Below are 24,304 nucleotides of genomic sequence, written 5' to 3'. Positions count from 1 at the left end.
AGGTTCCCGTTGTATCACAAAAAATGACCGGCCACAACATCACCCGTTGCGCAGCTGTCGAGAGATCATGTTACCGTCCGCCGAGCAGGTAGCGCCCAACCCAATGCCGTGAAAACTGAAACGCCGTCCGCCCGCACCGCTTGCTCTTATCGTGGGACCACTGGATGGCCTCCCGCTCGATCTCCTTGGTCCAGAGAATCTCCACCTTGCGCTGGCGGGCCTCACGCTCGATGCAGAGACGAACTGCCTCCAGATAACGGTCCTGGGAGAAGACGTGGAAGGCAACCCACAGCCCGAAACGGTCAGAGAGGGAAATCTTTTCCTCCATTGCCTCGCTCTGCTGGAGCTCGCCATTAACGTATTTCCACCCCACGTTGTCCGACTCGTACTCGGGGATCAGGTGCCGACGGTTTGAAGTCACGTAGATGAGCACGTTTTCCGGGGCCGAGTAGACCGAGCCGTCCAGGGCGCTCTTGAGCATCTTGTAGCTCAGCTCTCCCACCTCGAAACTCAGGTCGTCGCAGAGGAGGATGAAGCGGTAGGGCTCGTTCTCCACGGCCGCGAAGATCTCGGACAGGTAGATCAGGTCCTCTTTCTCAACCTGGACAACGCGGAGTCCCTGAGTGGCATATTCATTCAGCAGTGCCTTGACGAGTGACGACTTCCCCGTCCCCCGCGATCCCCAGAGCAGGGCGTTGTTGGCCGGAAGCCCCCGGAGGAACTGGAGCGTGTTGTTTGTCATCACCTCTTTCTGCTTCTCGATGCCGAGCAACTCGGGCAGGGTGACCGTATCGGTCTGGCGCACCGGTTCGAGGTAGCCGGAAAAGGAATGGCGGCGCCAGCTGGCGGCATGGCAGACCGACCAGTCCACCGGTGCCGTGGGGCGCGGCAGGAGCATTTCCACGGAGGTGAGCACCCGTTCAAGACGGGCCACGAGTTCAGGTTTCAGGTTGAACATAACGCATCTTTCTTGCCGGACATTTGGAAAGACTAGCCTGTCATAGCTCCACCGACGGTCCCCATGGGAGTCGGGGATTCTCCCGGAGAAGAAAGTCCCGCACAAAGCAGGGTGCCGGTGCGACAGTAGATTAGGCCTATGGCTGTTGAGGCGAATCGGGGGACCCGGGCGACGCGTGGAGTCTTATCCGAGGGAGAATCCCCGGCCCCCTTACACCACCAGAAACCAGCAATGACAAAGTAGAATTAACTGCCCGTAATTTGGACTGAAAAGCCGATTGATCCTGTATACGCCACGGCCATTGACCCTGTCAAAGCAATTCTGCCCGGGATACAGGGGGCGCGGAATGGATGACGCAGCCTGATCAGGCCCCGGCGAAAAAGGGGGCATGGTTGGATGTGAAGACCGGCGGATCCCGGCGCAGGATCGGCGCCACGGCGGGATGGCGCGTGAACTCCCGGTCCAGGAAGCACCGCACCTGCTTCCGGTCCCAGCCCCGGGGATGCCGGAAGGCGGTGTAGAGCGAGAGATCTCCCTCGTAAAACGGCGCGGTGCCGTAAGCATCGGCCTCATCTCCGCTGATCGGCATGTTGAACACCGCCAGGTTGAGGAATCCGATTTCCTCCCGGTGCTCAGCCACGAATGCCAGCGTCCGCCGGGCAGCCTCTTCCGTTTCCGCGGGGGTGCCGAACAGGAGGTAGGCGTACACGGCAATGCCCGCCGCGCTCAGGCTCCGGAGGGCCCGAGCCGCCGTTGCCAGATCGATCCCCTTGTGCAGCCGGTCCAGAACCGCCTGATCCCCCGACTCGAGCCCAAGCTTCAGCATCACGCATCCCGAGCGCCTGAGGGCCCGGCAGAAGTCGGGATCGGCCAATTGCTCGTCAACCCTGGCGAAGCCATACCAGGGGACGCCCGGCGGGGCAGCTGCCATCCCCTGCAGGAGCGACGGACTGACGGCATTGTCAAGGAGGTGCAGCAGCGCGGGTTGGTGCCGGCTGACCAGGGTCTCCAGATCGGCCAGTACTCGCTGAACGGCGCGGGGGTGGTAGGCGTTCCCCTCGGCCCGCTCGGGACAGAAGGAACAGCGGTTCCAGTAGCAGCCGCCGGCGGCGCTGTAGGGCAGAACCAGTCCGGGGGAAAGGTAGTCGTGCAGGGGCAGCGGGTCGTAGGCGGGCGGCACCTGATGGCAGAGCGGCTCTTCGGCCCCCAGAAGCCGCAGAAGGGTCAACTCCCCGGGCCCGTCCACCAGGTGATCCACGAGGCCGCCGAACGGATTGCGCCACCCGGGGCGCCGCAGCCACGACGTGACCAGTCCGCCGCCCAGCACCAGGGTCAGTCCGGGGAACCGCGTGCGGAGAAAGCCGATCATGGCGAAGGCAGAAACCGCCTGGCTCAGGTAGTTGAGGGACAGGCCCGCCACGCGGACACCGTCCAGCAGCTCGGGCAGGCGTTGACTGAACCAGGGATGGAAGGGATTGCGCTCAGGCTCTTCCGCGGCCCTGAGCAGATCGGCGCTCGATACGGGGGAAAAGCCGTCCTGCCGGTAATCTGCAAGCCCCGGCACTGCGCCGGAGTCGCGCCCCGCCGCGGCCAGGAGCCGGTTCAGGTCGCTGACCGCACGGCGGTACCGGTCGGGGGAGCGGCAGGCGTCCATTCCCCGCAGTGTGGCCACGTGATCTGCACGGCTGCGGGATGCCCGGCGGGTCCAGGTGTCGGTAGCCGCAGACGGCTGCTCCAGCAGCCAGAGGAGCCCCTCCAGGCTGGCATCCAGCACCCGGCAGGGAAGGCCGTGGGCCCGGAGCTCACCCGCAAGGCGGGCGATGCCGGCGGGCGGTTCGCCCGGTTTGGCGACAGGGGGATGAATGAGGAGCATGGCTGACGTCGGTGCGGCGCGGGACCGGGGCCGGCCCGCGTCTAGTCGTCGGAAAGAAGGGTGCGGTCGTTTTCGAAGGAGGTGTGGCGGATCTGGTGGAATTTGTCGATGAGCTTCTCCACGGTAAGCGCCCGTTTCTCCTCCCCCTCGGCCTCGAAGATGATCTCCCCTTTGTCCATCATCAGGAGCCGGTTACCGTACTCGATGGCATGGCTCATGTTGTGGGTGATCATCATGGCGGTGAGATTGTATTCCCGAATGAACTTGTCGGTGAGCTCCAGGACGATCTGGGCGTTCTTGGGGTCCAGGGCCGCCGTGTGCTCGTCGAGAAGGATCAGGTCCGGCCGGGAAAGGACCATCATCAGGAGCGTCAGGGCCTGGCGCTGCCCCCCGGAAAAGAGGGCCAGGTTCTCCTTCATCCGGTCCTCCAGCCCCATCTTCAGCTGGACCAGTTCCGTCCGGAAGTACTCCCGCATCTTGTGGTTCAGGCTCCTCTTGAGCCACTTGAACCCCTTTTTATAGGTGATCATCATGTTGTCTTCCAGGCTCATGGTTGAAGCGGTTCCCAGGAGCGGATTCTGGAAGATCCGGCCGATGTATTTGGCCCGCTTGTACTCGGGGTCGCGGGTGATGTTCCGGTCATTCAGGAAAATGGAGCCGGAAGAGGGGGTGATGGTTCCGGCAATGAGGTTGAAGAGGGTCGACTTGCCGGCGCCGTTGCTGCCGATGACGGTTATGAAGTCCCCCTCCCGGACCTTCAGGTTGATGTTCGAGATGGCCTGATTCTCGTTCACCGTTCCCGGGTTGAAGATCATGGACACATTTTTGAGCTCAATCATTTTTCACCACGGCTTTAACGGCGAATTTCTTCAGCTTCTTGCTCTGGGTAAGGACCAGCAGCGCGATGATCAGGATCCCCTTGATGAGGTTCAGGTCGTTGGGGGTCATGTTGATGACGTAGCCGTAGTAGCGCCCCACGTACATGACCGCGTAAAAACAGATGGAGCCCAGAACGGCGCAGAGAGTGAGCACGCCGATCCGGTTGCTCTTCATGATCAGGAACTCGCCGATCATGACCGACGCCAGGCCCGAAATGATGATCCCCTGGCCGAGCCCCACATCGGCGAAGCCCAGGTACTGGGCCGCAAAGGCACCGGAAAGGGCCACCAGCCCGTTGGAAAGGCCCAGGCCGATGGACTTCAGGGTCTGGGGATTCACCCCCTGGGAAATGACCATCTGCTCGTTGTTCCCCATGGCCCCGATGGTGAGCCCCAGGTCGGTACGAAAAAAAAGGTCGAGCAGGAGCTTGATCACGAGGGTCACCACCGCGAAAAAGACCAGGAGGATATACTCGTCCGGGATGATCCCCGTAAGCCGTTCGGTCACCAGGGAGAGGATCGTTTCCTGGTTCAGGAGCGGGACGTTCGCCCGGTTCCCCAGCACCCGGATGTTGACGGAGTAGAGCATGGTCATGGTCAGGATGCCGGCCAGGAGGTTCGGCACCTTCAAGTGGTTATGGATGAGGGAGGTGACCACGCCGGCGATCACCCCCCCCACGAAGGCGATGAGAAGCGCCAGCCAGAGGTTTACCCCCATCATGATGCACTGGGCCATGAGGGCCGCTCCCAGGGGAAACGACCCGTCCACCGTCAGGTCGGGAAAATCGAGTATCCGGAAGGAGATGAATACCCCCAGGACCATGATCCCGTAAATGAGTCCTTCAACAAAAATACCTTCGATCATGGAAACCTTCTTGCTGTTACTTCTTGGTCAGCTTGCCGTTCTCGACAACCTTGTTGGCGCTCTTCACGATGGCGGCCGGCACGGTGAGGCCCAGCTTCTTCGCCACGTCCAGGTTCACCAGCAGGTCCACGTCGGAAGCCTTGGTCATGAAACGGGTCGGAAGCTGCTCCGGCTTCTTGCCCTTCAGAATCTCGGCCACCATCTTGCCCGTGGCGCGCCCCATCTTGTAATAGTCGAAGCCCCAGGCCGCCAGGACGGGATGGCTCTCGGCAGAGCTCGGGTCCGCCGACATGACCGGCACCTTGTTCTTCATGGCAACGTCGGTCAGGGCGCTCATGGCCGACACCACCGTGTTGTCGGTGCTCACGTAGAGAGCGTCGACCCTGCGAATGATGGACTGGGTGGCCTGCTTAACCTCGGCGGACTTGGACACGGTGGTTTCCACGTACTGAATGCCCAGGTCCTGGCACGCCTTCTTCACCACGCCGGCAAGCACCACGGCATTCTCTTCGGAGCTGGTGTAGATGTGGCCGAGCCGCTTCACCTTCTTGATCTTGAGCAGGAGCTCGATCTGCTGCTTGACGGGGGTCATGTCGGAAACGCCGGTGACGTACTTCTCACCCTTGGCTAAGGATTTCACCAGACCGGCCTTGACCGGGTCGGTCACTGCGGAAAAAACCACCGGCGTCGTTTTCAGGGTATTGACCAGGGATTGGGCGGTGGGAGTGGCGATACCCACGGCCAGGGTCACTTTCTCGGACTGGAATTTATTGGCGATGGAGGCGGCGGTGTTGGCGTCGCCGTTGGCATTCTGCAGATCGTACTGGGCATTGATCTTCAGAGCGGCCAGCTCGTCCTGAAGCCCCTTTTCAACGGCATCCAGGGCCGGATGCGAAACGATTTTCGACACTCCGATAAGGACCTTGCCGCCGGGAGGGGCCGCCATGGCCGTCGAAAGCAGTGCAAGGGTAAGGGACATGAACACAGCCAAGAAACCGAATTTTCTCACCGAACACCTCCTGAGCTCTGGTTGATTTCCATCGGCCGATCAAGGGCTAAGACAGAATCTGCACACAATAGCACCGCTGGCTGGCCGGCGTCAACGTGATACTCTGCTGTAACCCCGGCAGAGTCATGGAATTTTGTAGATGGTAAGACACGCAAGCGTCATGATCTGCAACATCGACACATATGCGGTCAAAAGGTCTAACCAGCATTCGAGCAGCAGGCCCGACACCGCTCCAAAAACGAAACAAGGCGGCACAGTGGCCGCCTTGCTCGTACGCCTTGCATTTTTCCGCGTCGTGGTCAGGCAGACCAGAGTCATGGCCGTGACCCGGCTCCGTCCCCCCTGCTTGGCCGCGGAACACCCCCCCGGCGGCCGCAACCTCGTCGAGCCACGACAGATGCCGTCCTTTTTCGCGCCGACGCCCCAGATGAAGGCAACCGACCCGCAAGGGCTCAGGGAATGGGAGATGTACAGATCACATGTCCCGGCCTCGAACCTTCCCGCCGGGGAGTTTACCGCCCCCCAGCCATTGGGCGAGATTTCTCGCAAGACGCGAGTTCGCCTCATCCAGGTACCGGTTCTGGAAAATGGCATCATCACCGAAGACCAGAATGCGCCCGGCCCCGACATTCCCCTCCGCCACAACCGTGAAGCGATCCATGGCGTCGCGCTCGGTAAGCTGTTGGTCGCCATTCAGATCCACCCAGGTTTCGGCGCTCGTCCGGGCGAGCGGAGCCTGGCCGTTGAGGGCCCAGCCGCCGTAGAGGCTGAAGTGATCAATACCGGCAAAGAGGGGGTGTGCCGTCAGATCGCGCACCTGGAAGCTGATATCGTCAGTTCCCACCAGGTTGTGCTGCTCATGGAGGACGCCATTGGAAAAGGCAATTCCCACCCTCTGCATGAGAGCGCCCACCGGAGGGCCGATGTGCAGCATCAGCGCGACCCTTCCCCCGCGCTCGATGAAGCGGATCACCGCATCCACCTCGGCCGGGGCCAGAGGGGCAAAGGGGCCGGAAATCACGAGGCCTGTCGCCTGCCGGAGCGACTCGTCGGTCAGCCGTTCCCGGCTGGCTGCAACCCGGAGCCCCTCCTCGCCCAAAATGGCGCCGAAGCGGGACAACTGCAGCTCCCCTTCCTGCTCAATGACGAAACGCTGGCCGTGGCCCTGATCCACCATCACCAGCGGCGCGGCCCCCCAGGCCGGTATCCCGGCACACAACAACGCACCAAGCACAAGCAACAACGCAACGATTCTTTTTCCGGGCAGGCGAGACATGAATGACCCCCTCCATTAAACAGGATATTTAAGGTCCTTTTTATATCATTTGCCTCGTGCGGGGGGCAAGCGCTTTTTCGTAAACCATGGGGAGGAATCAGCCCGTTCGCATCGGACACAAAAAAAGGCCCCGGATATCTCCGGGGCCTTTCTCACTGCAGTGCGGTCAATCTATATCCGCGTCACGTTAGCGGCCTGAAGCCCCTTGGGGCCCTTGGTCACTTCGAAGGTTACCCTATCGCCTTCAGCAAGGGACTTGAAGCCGTTGCCGTTGATGGCGGAGAAATGCACGAATACGTCCTCGCCATTCTCCTGCTCAAGAAAACCAAAGCCCTTGCTGTCATTGAACCACTTCACTGTTCCGTTTACCATGTACTTGCTTTCTCCATACTTACTTTTTTGATGTGTTCCGCATCGCGCGGACTTACAAACAATAGCAGGTTCAGTTTCAGGAAAACAAGAAAAAAACCCGGAACATCACAATTTTTTTTCGGTCGCGCCGGAACCGGCGGAACAACGTGTGCGCTGAGGCATCAGTGAAGCGTCTTTAGCCGTTGTGCCGCCCCCCTACTTCATCAGCAGCAGGCTCAGCGCCATGACCGCCATACCCCCCACGAGCCCCAGCAGGCTGTCGTGTCCCTTGCCGTAAGCCCGACTGGCCGGCAGCAGTTCATCCAGGCTGATGTAGACCATGATGCCCGCGACCCCGCCGAAGAGCGCTCCCGTCACTTGGTCGGGAATGGCGCCGGACGCCCCTCCCGAAAACAGCAGGAGAGCCAGGTAGCCGATGGCGGCACCGACGGGCTCGGCCATGCCGCTCAGCAAAGAAAGGGCAAATGCCTTTCGGCGATTGCCGGTCGCGTAGAAAATCGGCACGGAGACGCTGACCCCCTCGGGGATGTTGTGGAGCGCAATGGCCACGGCAATGGCGGCCCCGACACGCGGACTCTCCAGGGCAGCCAGGAACGTGGCCATCCCTTCGGGGAAGTTGTGGATCGTAATGGCAAGGGCGGTGAACAGGCCCATCCGCAGCAGGTGTCGCTGCGGCGGCCGGTGATCGTGGGTGCCGGTCGGTGCGCAGCGGGGATCGGCGGCAAGGGAGCCGAAGTCGGGCAAGGGGGCGGAGCGGTCGTGGAGGGGGGCTATCTCATGGTCGGCGTGGATCTCGTGGGGGTTTTTCGCTGCGGGAATCACGGCATCGATGAGGCCGATGCAGAGCATACCCCCGAAGAACGAAGCAGCGTTCAGCCAGTGCCCCAAGGGCTCGCCGCAGGATCGCACCAGGGAGTCGAGCCCCTTGGGCAGGATTTCCACGAAGGAGACATACACCATGACGCCGGCCGAAAAACCGGTAGCCACCGAAAGAAACCGGAAGTTCGTCCGCCTGGCGAAAAAGGCAATGGCACTGCCGATGCCGGTGGCCATACCGGCAAACAGGGTCAGGCCCAATGCAACCAGAACGGGGTTCATGGAGCGGCCGGGCCGGAGCGGCCAAGCATGCGCGCCCCCTCTTCCGTCAGGCGGCAGCAGACCGTGCGTCGCACCAGTTCGTTGCCGCGGCGCAGGGTCGACTCGGTAACGTCTTCTCCGCCGACCTCGAGGTAATTCAGCCAGAACAGGGTCAGCAGCCAAATCTCTTCCGCGAAGAGCCCCAGTTCGTCCTCCTCCATGGGCCTGAGCACTCCCTGGGCGATGCTGCTTTCGATAGAGTGGCGGACGAGCCGGAGCATGGCTTGATGGACCCTGAGATGCTTTTCGCGCAAAAGCGGGTCGCCGAGGATGAGAGAGGTCAGTTCCCGCTTGAAGAAGCGGTAGCGCCAGTTGAAGCGCTGGATCATCAGGAAGGTCTCTTCCATGGCCGCCAGGGAGCCGGCCGGATGCTCGGCGATAATCTGCTCGTAATCCTCGAAGCCCACCGCGTCCATCTGATCGAAGATCGCCCGGATGATCTCCTCCTTGTTGCGGAAATGGTAATAGAGATTGCCGGGGCTGATCTCCATGGCCGCTGCGATGTGATTGGTGGTGACCGCCTTGGTCCCCTTCTCGTTGAACAGGGTGATGGCAGTCTCGATGATCCGTTCCCTGGTAGTCATGGAAGGAGCATACGTCGGTTCCGCTCAGTAATCAAGATGGGCGGCACGCAGCCGGGCGAGAAATGTTCCGAACAGGCGCATGCGCAGCAACAGGCCGTGGAGCCCGAACTTCAGGAGCGTCGGCAGCGAGCGGTGAATCGGCACGGCCTTCCCGTAGAGGCCCGCCATTTCCTCGTAAAACTCGGGAAGTGGCAGCCGGGTCGGCAGCAGGGCGTGGAGCATGTCATACAACTCCGGTTTGGTGGAGAGGAGTTCGGCCTCCCGCGCGGCATGGAGCTCGGTTCCCGGCAGTGGCGTCATAACCGTGAAGGTGGCGTAGGTGAGCCGGAGCTTCCTGACATAAGCGACCAGGGCGCGGAAGTCGTCGTGGGAGTAGTCCGGGTCAACCATGAACGAGGCGTACATCATCACCCCGAGATCCCTGAGAATCGTTGCCGCCCTCGCCTGCTGATCGGTGGTGACCCCTTTCTTCATGGCCGCCAGCCGCGCGTCCGAGAAATCCTCCATGCCCACGAACACCTGCTTCAGTCCGATGTCGGCCCAGGCGCGGAAGAGTTCCGGATGCCGCACAATGGTATCGACGCGGGCATAGAGAAAGTAGTTCTTCCTGATGCCTGCGGCCATGATCTTGTCGGCCAGGAGCGCCATCCGCTTCGTATCGCACATGGACTCGTCGTCGCAGAAAAAGACATTCGGCTCGGCGATCCCCTTCAGCTCCTCCACTACGCGGTCCGGGTCCCGCCGCAGGTAGGCGCCGCCGGTGATGGACCAGAGGGCGCAAAAGGTGCAGCGGGCCGTACATCCGAGAGAAGTCCTGATTGAGGCAAGGGGGGTGAACCACTCACTGAAATAGCCGGCGCGGTAGCGGGCCGTCAGATCCCGTGCCGGAAGGGGAAGTTCGTCAAGGGGGGTGTAGGGACGGGGCGGCGTGAACAGCATCCCTGCCGGTGACGGGACGCCGAGCCCGGCAATGTCCTTCAGGGGAGCGCCCCTCTCCCGGGCGGCGAGGAGTTCGCGCAGGGCGGCCACCCCCTCGCCGATCACTACGGCATCAAAGGCGCTTTCGTTGAAGTCCGCCGGCCGCACCGTGGCATGGTGCCCGCCCACCACGAGAAAGGAGTCCGGCAGCAGTTCGCGGACCTCCTTCGCAATCCGGTGCGCAATGGTGACCTGGCTCGTGAAGGCCGTCACTCCCACCACATCGGGGCGGAACTCGCCGAGTACCCGGGAGATGTCCGGCTCCAGCCGCGCGTCGAGGAGGTACACCTCGTGGCCGTCGAGCTTGGCCCCGGCACCAAGGTATTCCAGGGCAAGAGGCTCGAACAGGTAGACCTGATCCATCAGGGGATAGTGACTGGGGGGCTGGATGAGGAGAATCTTCATGGCCTGCACCTCCTAGAGTATTTACTCTATTTAGTGCAATTGCTCTATTATTGGCAAGCTTTTTTTACCGGAGCGACAGGCCCTCCTGGGGCGCCATCAGACGACAGACGTGGCGGTAATCCTCCGGCGTGTCCATGTCGATCAGGATTCCCGGATCAGCCACCGCCACGCAGCATACCCGGGCCGGATCGCACACCACCAGGTCCCGGAGGGTCAGTCCGTCCTCCAGTTCGGCCAGCACAGGCAGGGGGAAGAGAAGCGGATGCCCCCGTCGGCCACCGTGGGTGGGAATGATGATCCGGCCGGGCTCCGTTGCGTGGCGATCCCGAAGGCGGGCAACGGTCCCCGCCGCCACCAGGGGCTGGTCGCAGAGGGAGACGATAACTCCGCCCACGGCACTCCCGAAGGCGTCACGTCCCGCCCGGACCGACGATGCCATGTCCCCTTCGCGGTCCGGGTTGACCACTACTCGCACGCCATGGCCGGCTGCGGCCCGGGCCACCTGCTCCCCATCAGCCGGGACGACCACCGCAATCTCTCCGACACCGCCCCTTCTCAGGGTGTCGAGGCAGCGCCCCAGCACCGTGGTGTTCCCCAGGGGCAGGAGCTGCTTGCACCGCCCCATGCGGCTGGAGCGGCCGGCAGCAAGCAGCAGTGCCGCTACGGAGCCCCTCATGCCTGCCTCCTGAGCTTCACCAGCTGTCCCACGATACTGACCGCGATCTCCTCCGGGGTCTGGGCACCGATGTCGAGGCCCACCGGCGTCACCACCCGGGCCTGGCGTCCCGCTTCGTACCCCTCCTCCGTCAGGGCTTTCATGAGTGCCTCCCGTTTGCGGCGACTGCCGAGCAGTCCGATGAATCCGACTTCCGTGGCAAGACACCCCCGCACGGCATCGAAGTCATGAACATGTCCCGGCGTGGCAATGACCGCGAAACTCTCCCGATCAAGCGTCAGCCGCGCGAACGCTGCGTCGACCGGGGCGCAGACGATCTCATCGGCCCCCGGTAGGAGCGCCGGCACGGCGTATTCGGGGCGCTCGTCAATCACGACTACCCGAAAGCCGCAGCCGTGGGCAAGGGCCGTAACAGCCCGCCCCACGTGACCGGCACCGAACATGACCAGCAGCGGCCGACGCCCTTGTGGCTCTATAAAGACCGACATGCTGCCGCCGCAGGCGTAGCCGTGCTCTTCGGTCAGAACGAACTCCAGGGTGCGGGGTGCCCCCTCCGCCAGGGACGCTCGGGCCGCCGCCAGGGTGTCCTGCTCGACATGCCCGCCGCCGACGGTGCCCAGGGCGCTGCCGTCACCCCGAATGAGCATCTTGGCGCCTGCCTTGCGGGGTGACGAGCCCGAGCTCGCCACCACCGTTGCCAGCGCAAAAGGCTCGCCCAGCCGGGCGAGCCGCGCCATTTCCTCGTACAGTTCCAGATCGGTCACTGATATGTCCTTTTCGATTCGATGAGTTCAGCCCCTCAGGCGGCCCGGCCGCCGGCCCGCTTGACGGTTTCCGGTGTCAGCGGCAGCGATCTTACCCGGATGCCGCTGGCCGCGAACAGGGCATTGGTCACCGCCGGCGCGATCGGCGGCACCCCCGGTTCCCCGATACCGCCCGGGTCCTCCCCGCTCAGGACAATGTGCACCTCCACCTTCGGCATCTCCGCCATGCGAACCAGGGGATAGTCGTCGAAGTTCCCCTGCTCGACCCTGCCGTTCCTGAGGGTTATGGCCCCGTGCAGGGCAGCGGAAAGGCCGAAGGTGATCCCCGACTCCATCTGGGCCTCGATGGTGTCAGGATTGACGATGCGACCGCAATCCACTGCGCAGACTACCCGGTGGACCCTGATCCGTCCGTCGCCGGCCAGTGAGACTTCGGCCACCTGGGCAATGAAGCTGCCGAAGGACTCGTGCACGGCAATGCCCCGCCCACGGCCTTTGGGCAGTGGCTTTCCCCAGCCGGCCTTCCGGGCGGCGGTTTCCAGGACCTTCAGGTGACGCGGATGCTTCGCCAGCAGGGCACGGCGGTACTGGTAAGGATCCTTGCCGGCCGCGTGGGCAAGTTCGTCCAGGAAGCTCTCTACCACAAAGGCGGTGTGAGAATGTCCCACCGACCGCCACCAGAGCACCGGCACGGGGTTCCTGGGGCTATGCAGTTCCACCTGGAGATTGGGGATGGCGTAGGGGGTGTCGGCGGCCCCCTCCACGGACGTATCGTCGATACCGTTCTTGATCGTCGCCTCGAAGGGGGTCCCGATCATGATCGACTGCCCTACGATGCAGTGATGCCAGGCCAGCGGATACCCCCTCCCGTCCAGACAGGCTGCCACGCGGTCGCGCCACAGGGGGCGGTAGAAGCCGGCCCGCATGTCGTCCTCCCGGGTGCGGATCACCATGACCGGTTTGCCGACGGTCTTGGCCACCTGTACCGCCTCGATCACGAAATCCGATGCCGGACAGGCCCGGCGGCCGAAACCGCCCCCCAGAAAAGTGGTCTCCAGAGTGACCTGCTCGGGCTTCAGGCCGGCCACCCGGGCCGCCGCATTGCGGTCGCCGGTCTGAAACTGGCTGCCGGTACGGATGAGGCAGCTGTCGCTCTGTAAATCCACGAAACAGTTCAGGGGCTCCATGGTGGCATGGGCCAGGTAGGGAACCTCGTACTCAGCCTCGAACCGCCGGGCGGCTTTCGCCAGCTCGGCCGGGGCGTCGCCGTCCTTCCGGGCCACAGCGCCCGGGGTGGCTGCCAGGCGGGCATACTCCTCTCTCATGGCGTCCGTCGAGACCCGCGCCCCGTCCCCTTCGTCCCAGGAAATCGCCAGGGCCTCCCGTCCCTTCAGTGCCGGCCAGAAGCCGTCGGCCACCACCGCGACCCCCGCATCCACCGCCACCACGTCCAGAACGCCCGGCACCGCCTTAGCCTTGGCAGCATCGAAGCCTTTCACCGTGCCGCCAAAGACCGGCGGCCGGGCTATGAGGGCGGTCAGCATGCCGGGAGCCCGGACATCGATGCCGAATACGGCCGTACCGTTGATCTTGGCCGGACTGTCCAGACGTTTGAGTGGCTTCCCGAGAAGGGTCTTGGCGCCCGGTTTCAGTTTCGGCTCCTTGGGTACGGGCAGGGAGGCTGCCTTGGGGGCCAGGGTGCCGAAGCTGAGCTTCCGGCCCCCGGGACCGAGCACGAACCCCTTCTCGGCCCGGCAGGCAGCCGGTTCCACCCGCCACTCCCGCGCCGCCGCCGCGATCAGCATCTCGCGCGCCGCCGCGCCGGCAAGAGAAAGCCGGGACCACTCGGAGCGGACGCTGGTGCTGCCGCCGGTGACCATGATCGGCCCGAACTGGGTGTGGTTGTATTCCGGCGCCACCGGCGAGGGCCTGAAGGTCACCCGCTTCCAGTCGCAGCAAAGTTCCTCGGCCACCAGCATGGGGAGCGAAGTGTAGACACCCTGCCCCATTTCAGACTTGTTGACAATGACGGTTACGCGTTCGTCAGTGCCGATATGCAGAAAGGCGTTGGGCGTGAATGCCTCCGCCGTTGCAGCAGCGGCATCTCGTCGCCCCAGGGGGAGATGGCAGGCCAGCAGCAGCCCGCCGGCAGCCAGGGCACTGGTCTTCATGAACTGTCGGCGACTCACTCCATTGCCACTACTCATGACCGGCTCCCTCTCTTCCGGGCCGTCCCACCGCCGGCGGCACGGATCGCGCGGCGGATGCGGCCGTAGGTTCCGCAGCGGCAGAGATTGCCGCTCATGGCGCTGTCGATGTCGGCGTCGGTGGGGCTGGGCTTGCTGGCCAACAGGGCCACGGCGGACATGATCTGGCCCGGCTGGCAATAGCCGCACTGGGACACCTCCTGGGCCAGCCAGGACTTCTTGACCGGATGGTTCTCCGGGATGCCTTCGATGGTGACTACCTTTTTCCCCTGCACGTCACCGACCGGGGTGATGCAGGAGCGCTCGGGGCGACCGTCGATATGGACCGTACAGGCCCCGCAGAGCCCCTCCCCACACCCGTACTTGGTTCCCACGAGCCCCAGCTTCTCGCGCAGCACCCACAAAAGGGGCGTTTCCGGGCTCACGTCCACCCGCTGTTCTTTTCCGTTCACCAGGAAAACAATCATCTTGCGCCTCCCTTTTCCCACGTGCCGATGCGCCACGGTCTCCGCAACGGTCCGGAGAAAAGTATAGCGCCATGAGAAGACGCCGCAACAGATGAAGGGAGTAGAGGCAGGCGCCGCCGCAGTCCGGACCCGCCCCTGGCCGCGGACAAAAAAAATGCCCCGGATATCTCCGGAGCTTCCCGTAACCGCGCCTCACAGCTTTCACGAAATCTTCATGTTCATCGACAGGATATACTGCGCTTCTCCCCCTAACTCAGGTTGTCGTAGTCGCCGCTCGTGTAGGGGAAGGTATCGTGCTTCACTTCATGGCTCAACTCAGCTATGGTTCCGCACAGATCGCACCGGTATTTGTCGCCGACGGCCGTGTAGGAATCATGTCCGCATGCTCCGCTCCACGTCTTGATGTCGCATCTCTCCGTGGACGGACTGCCGGTTGTCGTTTTGCTTGTGCCCAACATGACCATGCACCCCCTTTCCATATAGTTATTGTATCACGGCTGGGGGCAAGGGGCGCCGCCAATCCACGCCTTCGGCCAGTCGCCGTAGCCGCTGCCGAGCGCTGAGAAGGGGAGGTCCAGATCGAGCTGGGGCACCTGCCGGGAGATCCAGGCCGTGAACGTATTGCTGTTGGGCCCCGGGAAGGCCTGGTAGGTATCGGCCCACGGATAGGAGCGGGCCGCCTGGTCCACCGCGTCGATCAGTTCATCAACCCCTGCGCCCCGATGCTCTTTGAGCAGCCGGGGTTTTTCACCGAACCAGAAGCGGTCGGGCAGGTCCTTTTCGATGCGCACCACCGGCTGCCCCCGATGCAATCGCCACCCCACCACCTCGTACACGGTGTACCCAGGCTCACCGGTACCCTTAGCGGCGATCCATGTGTGGATCGCAAACCATCCTCGCCAGCCCCACGCCCGGGCGCCGTACACCTGGAGCACCGCTTCCTTCGTCACCGCCGGGTCCGGCGCGATGCCCGCAGGCTCACGACTGGCGGTGCGCCAATCCTTTCCGGAGATGCAGCCGGCCAGGGCTAGCATCACCATGCTGAGCAGCAGGATTCTTTTCAAGTGAGTCCTCCGAAAGAGAGTGAGGGAGATGCTGGAATTCCGAGGGCACGCAGACGGCAATTGACATCTCCGGAGTTGTGCCTGCCTGGCCCGAAACGCCGGGAATATTCATCAGTGGCTTGCGCACCGCGAAAATACGGTGCATAGTCTCTGGCATCACTGCAACCTCAGGGGAGGATCACATGAGCAGAACGGTATTCATCACCGGGGCGTCGGCAGGTTTCGGCGCGGCATGCGCCCGGCTCTTCGCCGACAGGGGAGACCGGCTGGTTCTGGCGGCCCGCCGGGAGGAACCGCTCCTGGCGCTCAGGGACGAATTGGCGCCGCGGACGGAGGTGCACGCCGTCACCCTTGACGTGCGGCGGCGCAAGGCGGTGCAGGATGCGATTGAGGGGCTGCCCGACGCTTTCAGCCAAATCGACATCCTCGTCAATAACGCGGGGCTCGCGCTGGGACTGGAGCCGGCCCACGAGACGAACCCGGACGACTGGGACGCCATGGTCGACACCAACATCAAGGGGCTGATCTACTGCACCCGCTTTCTCCTTCCGGGCATGGTGGCCCGCAACCGGGGACATATCGTCAACATCGGGTCGGTGGCCGGTTCCTGGCCCTATCCCGGCGGCAACGTCTACGGGGGCACCAAGGCGTTCGTGGAGCAGTTTTCCCGTAACCTCCGGGCCGATCTGCTGGGGAAGCAGGTGCGGGTCACCTGCCTGGCGCCGGGGATGGCCGAAACCGAGTTCTCCATGGTCCGCTTCAAGGGCGATGCGGAACGGGCGGCCCAGGTCTACGCCGGGACCCAGGCCCTCACGGCCGAGGACATCGCGGGCATCGTCGCCTGGGTGACGGAACTCCCGCCCCATGTGAACGTCAACGCCCTGGAGGTCATGTCGATCTATCAGTCGTGGGGGCCGCTGGCGGTCCATCGGGATGGGGCGAACTGACCCCCCGCCCGCCCGTATCGCCGCACTGCATTATCACCGCATCCCGCGCCGGGATGCGTACGCTACGGAGGAAACTAATCGTGTCAGAAACATCACCTCAACAGGGTGCCGAAAGCATCTGCCCGCCTGTCGACCTGAGCGGTGATGCCGGCTGGGTCCCCTTTGATGCACCGTCGCTGGTCGGCGAATCGCTCCGCTTTGTTTCCGGAGAGCCCGACGGCAACCGCTTCCGGGTTCGCTACTATCGCGACAGCGAACAGCATCTCCATGCCCGCATCTGGTTCGGCCCCGAGACCGAAGGCCCGCCGGGCCACGCCCACGGCGGGGCGGTCTCCGCCGTGATGGACGAAGCACTGGGCCTTGCCGCATGGGCCGCCGGCTACCCCATTGTAGTGGGGAACCTCAACATCAGCTTCCGCACCATGCTCCCCCTCCAGAAGGTAGTCACCGTGGAAAGCCGCGTCGTCTCCGCCCAGGGCCGGAAGGTCATGGTTCACGGCCGGCTCTTCTGCGGCGATGCGGTCTATGCGGAAGGGGAGTGCCTCTGCATCACCCTGCCGGGGCGCTGACCGGGCAGTCCCCATCTCCGGCGGAACCCGGACGGTCAGCCGCCCTCCCCCGGGTTCCGCCCCCCCGAATGCCCGCCGGCCGGAAAGCTCCGTCAGTCCTTCAGCTCGAAGGAAACCTTCAACACCACCTGGTATTCAGCCACCTTGCCATCGGCACCGATGTGACCGCGGACTTCCTGCACCTCGAACCAAGAGAGCTTGTCAAGGGAGTTCCGGGCCCTGACCAGGGCCGTCTCGATGGCCCCCTCGATGCTCACGCCAGACACGCCGATGATCTCCACCTTCTTGTAGATTCTGTCCTTGCCGTACATGACTGCCTCCTTTCATCCCCGAGGGGCGGCTGCTACGGGACTCTGCCCGTTCGTTCAGGCACAAACCTGTGCGGCCAGGTCGTCGGCCAGCCGGCACAGGGTGGCGGATTCCTCCAGGCTGTCGATAAAGCGCCAGGGGATGCGCGAAAGGCCGACCTGGGCGCCGACCAGGGCACCGGCAAGCATGGCCCGGGCCTGGTTCTGGCCGCCGCCGTTGACGGCATGGAGGACCGCGGCCTCGAAATCGTCGCGGAAACGGGCCGCCAGATAGTAGACCGCCGGCAGAATGTGGTAGATGGCGCAGGGCATGCCGTAGACGACAGAGACCTTCCATGCTGGCTCGATCCGGACCTGGGGGTCCGCCGCGGCTGCCGCCATGTAGGACGGGGTCAGCAGGGCGTCGGGAGAAGCGAACTTGCCCGCCCGGGGGGGATCCGGCTCACCGGGGCGGGGCGGCTGCAGGTTGCCGGTGGTGACTGCGTGAAACGGCAGTTCCCCGCGCGCAACCAGCGCCATGAGCCTGGCCGACAGGTCTGCGTCGAGGGGATGCCCCCGCACCAGCATCCCCAGCACCGCACCGTAGGCGGTGGTCATTGACACGACGGTGTCGTCGATCTGGGTAAGGACGCAGTTGCCCGCCACGGCGGCGGCAAGGCGCGCGGGCTCGCATGCGTAGCGCACCGCAAGGGCGAGGGTCCGCTCCGCCGCCTCGGTGGTGTCGGCATGGCCGCCGGTCCTGCCCCACGGAAGTTTCAGCTCCACCCGCTGCCGCCACAACTCGCGGATGGACTGGCTGGTATAGCCGCCCGGACCGCACACGGGGGTCCCGTCCAGCAGCGGCAGCAACTCCTCATCCAGGCGGCGGCAGAAATCCGCCTCGTCATAGCCGCCGCACGCCACCAGGGAACGAAGCAGCAGTTTCAGGATGTACCCCGCCTGGGAAAGCTGGCCAGCTTTCAGTCCTGCATGGTAGCGGTCCGGCCGGGGGTCGGTATAGTCGGAGATCCACGGGCCGAAGTCCCGGCGCATCTCATCGAGATCGTAATACCAGTGGGGCCCCAGGCCCAGGGCCTCGCCCACGAAGGCGCCCATGACGGCGCCCGCGGCCCGGTCCCGGATGGTGGTTGCTTCAGACATGCTGACCCTCCCTCTCCGGTGGAGACGCGGGACCGACCTCGGCCCGCGGACAAAGACACCGGTCGTTATGGAAGGATAACAAGGACGGGGCATCAGTCAACGAAGCCTTGCGCATCGTCCCGCCGTGGTACACTTGAGGGACACGAACAAGCTGTCGCGGGAGGTTTCCATGCACCCGATCAAAACCCTTCGATTCCTGCTTGCCCACCTGTTCCTGCTGGCTGCTGCCACGGGCTGCAACGCCGCCCGGACGCTGCCGGCCGCCATCACGCTCCCCCCCGGATTCAGCATCGCCGTTTATGCCGACAACGTGCCGGGGGCCCGCTCCATGGCCCTCGGCGCCAAGGGGACCCTGTTCGTGGGGAGCCGTGGGGAGGGCAAGGTCTACGCCCTGGCGGACCGCAACAGCGACCAGGTGGCCGACGAGGTAATCACCATCGCCAAGGGGCTGCAGATGCCCAACGGTGTGGCCTTCCGAAACGGCTCCCTCTACGTTGCAGAGGTGAGCCGGGTGCTGCGGTACGACGCCATCGAAGAGCGCCTGAAAAATCCCCCGCCGCCGGTCGTCGTCAACGACTCCTTCCCGGACAGGACCCACCACGGCTGGAAATTCATCCGTTTCGGCCCCGACGGCAGGCTCTACGTGCCGGTGGGGGCCCCGTGCAACGTCTGCGAGGAAAAGGACCCCCGTTTCGCCACCATCATGCGAATGAATCCGGACGGCACCGGCCTGGAGATCTTCGCCAACGGAGTCCGCAACACGGTGGGCTTTGACTGGCACCCCCGCACCGGCGAACTCTGGTTCACGGACAACGGCCGCGACTGGCTGGGGAACGACCTGCCGCCGGACGAGCTCAACCGGGCGCCCCGGTCCGGTCTCCACTTCGGTTTTCCCTATCGGCACGGCCGCGACATCCCCGACCCCGAATTCGGCGCAAAGCGCAAGCCCGACCAACTCGTGGCGCCGGAGATGGAGCTTGGCCCCCACGTGGCAGCCCTGGGCATGCGCTTCTACAACGGCACCATGTTCCCCGAACGCTATCGCAACCAGATCTTCATCGCCGAACACGGCTCCTGGAACCGGAGCGAACGGATCGGCTACCGCGTCGTCCTGGTGCGCCTCGAAGGGAACCGCGCCGTCTCCTACGAGCCCTTTGCCGAGGGATGGCTTGACAACGACAAGGTCTGGGGCCGGCCCGTTGATGTGCAGGTAATGCCCGACGGCAGCCTGCTCGTTTCCGACGACAAGGCCGGGGCCATCTACCGCATCAGCTACCGGCAACAGCCGCTGGCCCATGGCGCGCAGTGAGTGCATCTCCTGCATACTTAGCCCCCCTGCGAAGGGATCACCCGCTTGGGGCCGTTGCAGCCGATCTTTGCCACGTTGCACGAGCCGCAGGATCAAACCGCCACAAATGCCGGCACACGCTTGTATTCCGTTCCTAAAGAAAGAGGGGACACCATGGCACCCGACACACAATGACAAAGGCGGTCCTTGATGGGCCGCCTGTCTTAACACAAGATGTCGCCGAGGCACTCTCCGCGATACTTACTTTTTTTTGGTCATCCGGGGGGGGCGAGAAGGCTTTGCCACAACAGCAGCTTCAGGTGGAGGAACATATGAGTCCGGGGCAGCGGGTTCGAGCGTACAGAAGTACGATGCCGCTATCTTGCGGCTTTTTCCGTCACTGAACTGGATCATTGCCAAGGTAGCCGTCACTTCCAGAACCTTGCCGGAGCCCCATCCCAGCCCACCAGTGTGACTAACAATATTACCGACTTTAATAGTCATTTGAGTAACCCCGCTTTCTTTTATTGAGGTGAATGATTTGTCAAAACCTCCGGAACCTGATAATGCGTAGAAAACAAATCCTAGAATCCAACAATACTCCTATTTAGTTTAAAACCATACAATAATATTTCTATCGATCAATTAATGTTATATACAATCTATTTATTATCCATAAAATACTTACAACACTCTCAATATACTAGGAATTTTCAATAGCCACATCAAGCTAATGAAAGAAAAATCCCTTCATGATGTATTGGCAATCTACTCAAAATAGCCCTATTTGCTCCCTCTAAATAATATAAATAGGTTGACTTACCTGGAACAAAACTGTTAGGTTCGATACAAGTTCGGCATGACGCCTGACAAAAACAACAGGAAGTATCAGGAGAAAGTACACACATGGTAAACGGTACGGTAAAATGGTTCAACGACAGCAAGGGGTTTGGTTTTCTTGAGCAGGAAAATGGTGAAGACGTGTTTTGTCATTTTTCCGCCATTTCGGGTGACGGATTCAAATCCCTTACTGAAGGCGATAGAGTAACGTTTGAAATCACCAAGGGGCCGAAAGGCCTCCAGGCTGCAAACGTGACCAGAGCGTAACCGCTTGTCCCCAGCAGACAAAAAAGCCCCGGGTACCCCCGGGGCTTTTTTGTCTCTGAAATTTCGGTCCACGACATTAAATCCGCGGCAGCATCGGTTTCCTTGATGGAAATCCCGGCTAACCCTGCACAGGAGTGATGATTCAATGGCTAAACCCAATTTTCAGTTTCAGAAAAGGCAGAAAGAGTTGGAACGGAAGAAAAAAATGGAGGAAAAGCAGCAGCGAAAGCTCGCAAAAAAAGATCGTCTGCCTGGCAGCATCGAGAGCACCTCTCCCGGCGGGGAAACCGAATGACAACGGCAACAGACCGGTTGACCGCCTTTCGTTCACCTTAACACCGCAAGGCTTCAGCGGAGTCTCGGGAGAACGGCATGGTCAGCAGATTGCCACGCATGCCCCGCTTCTCTTCCAGAAAACCCATATCGTCAGACTGCTTTCCTCACCTTGAAGAAACGCCCCTTGATCCTGTGTCCCCTCAGAAAGTTCAAGGCCTGCTCACTGCTCTGCCGCGCAATGGCCACGTAGGTAAAGAAATCGAACACATCAATCTTCCCCACCTCGCTGGCCGGCATACCTCCCTCTCCGGTGAGTGCCCCCAGAATATCACCGGGCCGCAGCTTGTTTTTGCGGCCCCCGTCGATGCAGAGCGTCACCATGGGGGGCAGCGGCGGCTTCGCCGTTAGCGGTGCCAGCGTGGACAGGTCGCCACGGACGATGGTGCTGCCGGGCACATCCGCGATGGTCTCGATCAGACGGCTTTCCCGGGGCGTTACCAAGCTTACGGCCAGCCCCCGCTCCCCGGCGCGACCGGTGCGGCCGATGCGGTGGGTATGGACCTCCGGATTGCGGGTCAACTCGTAGTTAATCACCGCCGAAAGCTCCTTGATGTCCAGCCCCCGGGCGGCAACGTCGGTTGCTACCAGCACCGATGCGCTCCTGTTGGCAAACCGGACCAGCACCCGGTCCCGCTCCCGCTGGTCCAGGTCACCATGGATGGCCAGTGCGGCATACCCTCGGACGGCCAGGGCATTGGCCACCTCCTGGCACTCCAGCTTCGTGTTGCAGAAGATGAGAGCAGACTCGGGACGATAGTGCCCGAGAATCCGCTCGACCGCTTCGATCCGCTGGCCGCTGTCCACCTCGTAGAATACCTGCTCGATGGCCCCCTCCCCATGGACCTCGTCCACGCTGACCTCCACCGGCTCCCTCTGGACCCCGGCGCTCATGGCGGCAATGGAGTCCGGGTAGGTGGCGGAAAAGAGGAGAGTCTGCCTCTTGGGCGGGGCGGCGGCGATCAGGGCACTGATGTCATCCTGGAACCCCATGTCGAGCATCCGGTCCGCCTCGTCCAATACCAGGGTCCGCAGCGCGGAGAGGTCAAGGCTGCCGCGCCGCAAGTGATCCAGCAGGCGGCCGGGTGTGCCTATCACCACATGGGCCCCATGCTCCAGCGAACCCAGCTGGGGCCCGAAGGGAACACCGCCACAGATGGTCAAGATCTTGATGTTGTCGGTGAATCGAGCCAGACGCCGCAGTTCCTTGCCCACCTGATCGGCCAGCTCACGGGTCGGGCAGAGCACCAACGCCTGCACCCGGAAGGATAATGCATCCAGACGCGACAGCAGTCCGATGCCAAAAGCCGCGGTCTTGCCGCTACCGGTCTTGGCCCTGGCGATCACATCCTTGCCGGCCAGGATGAGCGGCAGGCTGTGGGCCTGAATCGGTGTCATCTCGGCATAGCCGAGGGAGGCCAGGTTCCTGAGCATGGGGGCTTTCAGGCGAAGCGACGAAAATGCTTTCGGATTCATGGGGACACTCCCGTTCTGCGCCCACAAAAAAACCACAGGGCCGGCCCTGTGGTTCAGACGCTTGCCAGATATACCACGCTGCGACCAAGGGATCAATCCAATAAGCCAATCAATGTGGTGACCTTCCCCCGGAACGAGATATAGTTGAATCAAGACGGTTCAGCGCAGACAAAAGGGATATCAGATCATGGCAAATCCATTCGTCCATGTGGAACTGGCTACCAATAAGCCAGCAAAGGCCAGAACCCTCGGGGCGCCCCTGCGCTCTGACAGGCGAACCCGAAGCAATTGAAATCCTGACAGGATACTGATTTGGTGTCCGGAAAGAAGCTGCACCATGAACACGATAGCGGAATCAATGACCTCCACCAAGAGAGACCTTGTCATCACCCGCACGCTCCCGAACCACACCGTACCACCCGAGAGCCCGGCACAGCCATGACCTCCCTCCGCCGCAACATCTCCCTGCTCTATGCCTTCTCCTTCCTGCAGATGACCCTGTTCCCCATGGCGGTCATCACGCTCTTCTGGAAGATCGGACAGAGCCTGTCCGAGATCCTGCTCCTGCAGGGCATCTTCGCCGTGGCCATGGTGGTGATTGAATGCCCCTCCGGCTACTTCAGAGACCGGATCAGCTACCGGCGGAGCAAGGCCCCGTGAACCGGAGGGCGAGAAAGCCGGCTGTCCCGCGTCCCGCGCAGGAAACGGCACGCCGTGCCGTCATCACGCTGATCCGCAACCACCCCCTCTCGGCCAGGGATATCTCGGGGCAGGCACACATGACGGAAAAAGATGTCTACAGCCACCTGGAGCATATCCGCCTCAGCATTCACGCCACCGGGGAGTTCCTGGAAATAACCCCAGCCGAGTGCCGCTCCTGCGGCTTCGTGTTCTCCAAACGCGACCGCCTCACCCCGCCCGGCAGATGTCCCGTCTGCCGGGACGAGTTCATCTTCGAGCCGCTGTTCGCAATCCGCCGGCGGGAGGATCGCAGCAGGGAATAGGTCATCTTCCCGCATCCCTCCCGCCGCGACAGTGATACAATGGAACCATGGAAAGGAGATGATCGTCATGTCGCAAGGCGAAAAAATTCATGAGCCGACGATGCAGGCCGAGCCCCAGCAAGAGCACCTCTGGCTGCAGCAACTGGTCGGCGACTGGACCTACGAAGCCGAAGCACTGATTGAACCGGACAAACCCTCCGAAACATGCACGGGGAGCGAAACCGTTCGCCCCGTGGGAGGTCTCTGGATTCTGGCCGAGGGAACGGGCGGGATGCCCGGGGGGGGAGACGCGACCATGCTGCTTACCCTAGGCTATAATCCGCAGAAGCAACGGTATGTGGGAACCTGGGTCGGGTCGATGATGACCCATCTCTGGGTGTATGACGGCGAACTGGACAAGGACGGGAAGACCTTGACCCTAAACAGCGAGGGCCCTGATTGTTCCGCCGAAGGGAAAATGACGGCGTTCCGGGACGTGATCGAGCTCAAGAGCCGCGACGAGCGCACTCTCACCTCGTACATGCTGACCGGCGACGGCACGTGGCTGCGGGTCATGACGGCACGCTACCGGAGGGTTGCTTGAAGGGGGAAAACGGTGCGCAGGGGGGGCTGAACGAGT

General features: G+C 62.7%; 26 protein-coding genes. 7 read left to right on the top strand and 19 right to left on the bottom strand.

Annotated elements, in window-relative coordinates:
• Positions 1-70: 70 nt before the first annotated feature.
• The 16 genes from AABA48_RS15700 to AABA48_RS15625 all read right to left on the bottom strand — a co-directional run bounded on the left by AABA48_RS15700 (position 71) and on the right by AABA48_RS15625 (position 15,513).
• Positions 71-958, bottom strand: coding sequence for an ATP-binding protein (locus AABA48_RS15700; RefSeq protein WP_286351229.1), 888 nt, complete (start codon positions 956-958; stop codon positions 71-73).
• 364 nt (positions 959-1,322) lie between these two features.
• A complete protein-coding gene (locus tag AABA48_RS15695; protein ID WP_286351228.1) occupies positions 1,323-2,831 on the bottom strand; it encodes a B12-binding domain-containing radical SAM protein in 1,509 nt (502 codons plus the stop codon).
• Positions 2,832-2,872: 41 nt separating this feature from the next.
• Positions 2,873-3,670 (bottom strand): ABC transporter ATP-binding protein, encoded by a 798-nt coding sequence (locus AABA48_RS15690; protein WP_066356717.1) that lies wholly within the window; start codon positions 3,668-3,670, stop codon positions 2,873-2,875.
• Complete coding sequence (locus AABA48_RS15685; protein ID WP_286351226.1) at positions 3,663-4,574, bottom strand: ABC transporter permease; 912 nt, start codon at positions 4,572-4,574, stop codon at positions 3,663-3,665. The genes AABA48_RS15690 and AABA48_RS15685 overlap by 8 nt, the downstream gene beginning before the upstream one ends.
• A 16-nt stretch (positions 4,575-4,590) precedes the next feature.
• Positions 4,591-5,583: an ABC transporter substrate-binding protein gene (locus AABA48_RS15680; protein ID WP_286351225.1), complete on the bottom strand. Its 993-nt coding sequence runs from the start codon at positions 5,581-5,583 to the stop codon at positions 4,591-4,593.
• Positions 5,584-6,058: 475 nt separating this feature from the next.
• A complete protein-coding gene (locus tag AABA48_RS15675; protein ID WP_286351224.1) occupies positions 6,059-6,859 on the bottom strand; it encodes a DUF4350 domain-containing protein in 801 nt (266 codons plus the stop codon).
• A 171-nt stretch (positions 6,860-7,030) separates the two neighbouring features.
• On the bottom strand, positions 7,031-7,231 hold the full coding sequence (locus tag AABA48_RS15670) for a cold-shock protein (protein WP_010940882.1): 201 nt from the start codon (positions 7,229-7,231) through the stop codon (positions 7,031-7,033).
• 195 nt (positions 7,232-7,426) lie between these two features.
• A complete protein-coding gene (gene zupT / locus AABA48_RS15665) occupies positions 7,427-8,329 on the bottom strand; it encodes a zinc transporter ZupT (RefSeq protein WP_286351223.1) in 903 nt (300 codons plus the stop codon).
• Positions 8,326-8,952: a TetR/AcrR family transcriptional regulator gene (locus tag AABA48_RS15660; RefSeq protein WP_286351222.1), complete on the bottom strand. Its 627-nt coding sequence runs from the start codon at positions 8,950-8,952 to the stop codon at positions 8,326-8,328. The genes zupT and AABA48_RS15660 overlap by 4 nt, the downstream gene beginning before the upstream one ends.
• Positions 8,953-8,976: 24 nt before the next feature.
• Positions 8,977-10,335: a B12-binding domain-containing radical SAM protein gene (locus tag AABA48_RS15655; protein ID WP_338270711.1), complete on the bottom strand. Its 1,359-nt coding sequence runs from the start codon at positions 10,333-10,335 to the stop codon at positions 8,977-8,979.
• A gap of 64 nt (positions 10,336-10,399) precedes the next feature.
• Complete coding sequence (locus AABA48_RS15650) at positions 10,400-11,011, bottom strand: nucleotidyltransferase family protein (protein ID WP_286351220.1); 612 nt, start codon at positions 11,009-11,011, stop codon at positions 10,400-10,402.
• Positions 11,008-11,775, bottom strand: coding sequence for an XdhC family protein (locus AABA48_RS15645; RefSeq protein ID WP_286351219.1), 768 nt, complete (start codon positions 11,773-11,775; stop codon positions 11,008-11,010). The genes AABA48_RS15650 and AABA48_RS15645 overlap by 4 nt, the downstream gene beginning before the upstream one ends.
• A gap of 35 nt (positions 11,776-11,810) precedes the next feature.
• Positions 11,811-13,982 carry a xanthine dehydrogenase family protein molybdopterin-binding subunit gene (locus AABA48_RS15640; RefSeq protein WP_286351218.1) on the bottom strand — a complete coding sequence of 724 codons (2,172 nt, stop codon included), beginning with the start codon at positions 13,980-13,982 and terminating at the stop codon, positions 11,811-11,813.
• Positions 13,979-14,449, bottom strand: a complete 471-nt coding sequence (locus AABA48_RS15635) for a (2Fe-2S)-binding protein (RefSeq protein WP_286351217.1) — start codon at positions 14,447-14,449, stop codon at positions 13,979-13,981. The genes AABA48_RS15640 and AABA48_RS15635 overlap by 4 nt, the downstream gene beginning before the upstream one ends.
• Positions 14,450-14,697: 248 nt before the next feature.
• Positions 14,698-14,907: a hypothetical protein gene (locus AABA48_RS15630; protein WP_286351216.1), complete on the bottom strand. Its 210-nt coding sequence runs from the start codon at positions 14,905-14,907 to the stop codon at positions 14,698-14,700.
• A 33-nt stretch (positions 14,908-14,940) separates the two neighbouring features.
• Complete coding sequence (locus AABA48_RS15625) at positions 14,941-15,513, bottom strand: DUF3750 domain-containing protein (protein WP_338270710.1); 573 nt, start codon at positions 15,511-15,513, stop codon at positions 14,941-14,943.
• A 182-nt stretch (positions 15,514-15,695) separates the two neighbouring features.
• On the opposite strand from AABA48_RS15625, the gene AABA48_RS15620 reads away from it, so the two are divergent.
• On the top strand, positions 15,696-16,460 hold the full coding sequence (locus tag AABA48_RS15620; RefSeq protein WP_010940872.1) for an SDR family oxidoreductase: 765 nt from the start codon (positions 15,696-15,698) through the stop codon (positions 16,458-16,460).
• Positions 16,461-16,540: 80 nt separating this feature from the next.
• Positions 16,541-17,029, top strand: a complete 489-nt coding sequence (locus AABA48_RS15615; protein WP_010940871.1) for a PaaI family thioesterase — start codon at positions 16,541-16,543, stop codon at positions 17,027-17,029.
• Positions 17,030-17,121: 92 nt separating this feature from the next.
• Here the strand turns inward: AABA48_RS15615 and AABA48_RS15610 are convergent, their stop codons facing one another.
• Positions 17,122-17,340, bottom strand: coding sequence for a dodecin (locus AABA48_RS15610; protein ID WP_010940870.1), 219 nt, complete (start codon positions 17,338-17,340; stop codon positions 17,122-17,124).
• A 54-nt stretch (positions 17,341-17,394) separates the two neighbouring features.
• Positions 17,395-18,477, bottom strand: coding sequence for an ADP-ribosylglycohydrolase family protein (locus AABA48_RS15605; protein WP_010940869.1), 1,083 nt, complete (start codon positions 18,475-18,477; stop codon positions 17,395-17,397).
• A gap of 169 nt (positions 18,478-18,646) precedes the next feature.
• Between AABA48_RS15605 and AABA48_RS15600 the strand changes: the two genes are divergently transcribed.
• A complete protein-coding gene (locus AABA48_RS15600) occupies positions 18,647-19,786 on the top strand; it encodes a PQQ-dependent sugar dehydrogenase (protein ID WP_014551244.1) in 1,140 nt (379 codons plus the stop codon).
• An 885-nt stretch (positions 19,787-20,671) separates the two neighbouring features.
• Positions 20,672-20,872: a cold-shock protein gene (locus AABA48_RS15595; protein WP_010940866.1), complete on the top strand. Its 201-nt coding sequence runs from the start codon at positions 20,672-20,674 to the stop codon at positions 20,870-20,872.
• 426 nt (positions 20,873-21,298) lie between these two features.
• Here AABA48_RS15595 and dbpA read toward each other — a convergent pair whose 3' ends face one another.
• The gene (gene dbpA, locus AABA48_RS15590) at positions 21,299-22,681 is read right to left on the bottom strand and encodes an ATP-dependent RNA helicase DbpA (RefSeq protein WP_014551243.1); all 1,383 of its coding nucleotides are present in this window, start codon (positions 22,679-22,681) and stop codon (positions 21,299-21,301) included.
• 438 nt (positions 22,682-23,119) lie between these two features.
• On the opposite strand from dbpA, the gene AABA48_RS15585 reads away from it, so the two are divergent.
• The 3 genes from AABA48_RS15585 to AABA48_RS15575 all read left to right on the top strand — a co-directional run bounded on the left by AABA48_RS15585 (position 23,120) and on the right by AABA48_RS15575 (position 24,268).
• Positions 23,120-23,341 carry a hypothetical protein gene (locus tag AABA48_RS15585; RefSeq protein ID WP_235044938.1) on the top strand — a complete coding sequence of 74 codons (222 nt, stop codon included), beginning with the start codon at positions 23,120-23,122 and terminating at the stop codon, positions 23,339-23,341.
• Positions 23,338-23,685, top strand: coding sequence for a transcriptional regulator (locus tag AABA48_RS15580; RefSeq protein WP_010940862.1), 348 nt, complete (start codon positions 23,338-23,340; stop codon positions 23,683-23,685). The genes AABA48_RS15585 and AABA48_RS15580 overlap by 4 nt, the downstream gene beginning before the upstream one ends.
• 67 nt (positions 23,686-23,752) lie before the next feature.
• The gene (locus AABA48_RS15575; RefSeq protein ID WP_238525108.1) at positions 23,753-24,268 is read left to right on the top strand and encodes a DUF1579 domain-containing protein; all 516 of its coding nucleotides are present in this window, start codon (positions 23,753-23,755) and stop codon (positions 24,266-24,268) included.
• The last annotated feature ends 36 nt before the right edge of the window (positions 24,269-24,304 follow it).

Source organism: Geobacter sp. 60473 (assembly GCF_036323535.1).
Taxonomy (GTDB): Bacteria; Desulfobacterota; Desulfuromonadia; order Geobacterales; family Geobacteraceae; genus Geobacter; species Geobacter sulfurreducens.
The sequence above is the reverse complement of the archived record's forward strand: the minus strand, read 5'-3'. Positions and strand labels throughout refer to the sequence as shown.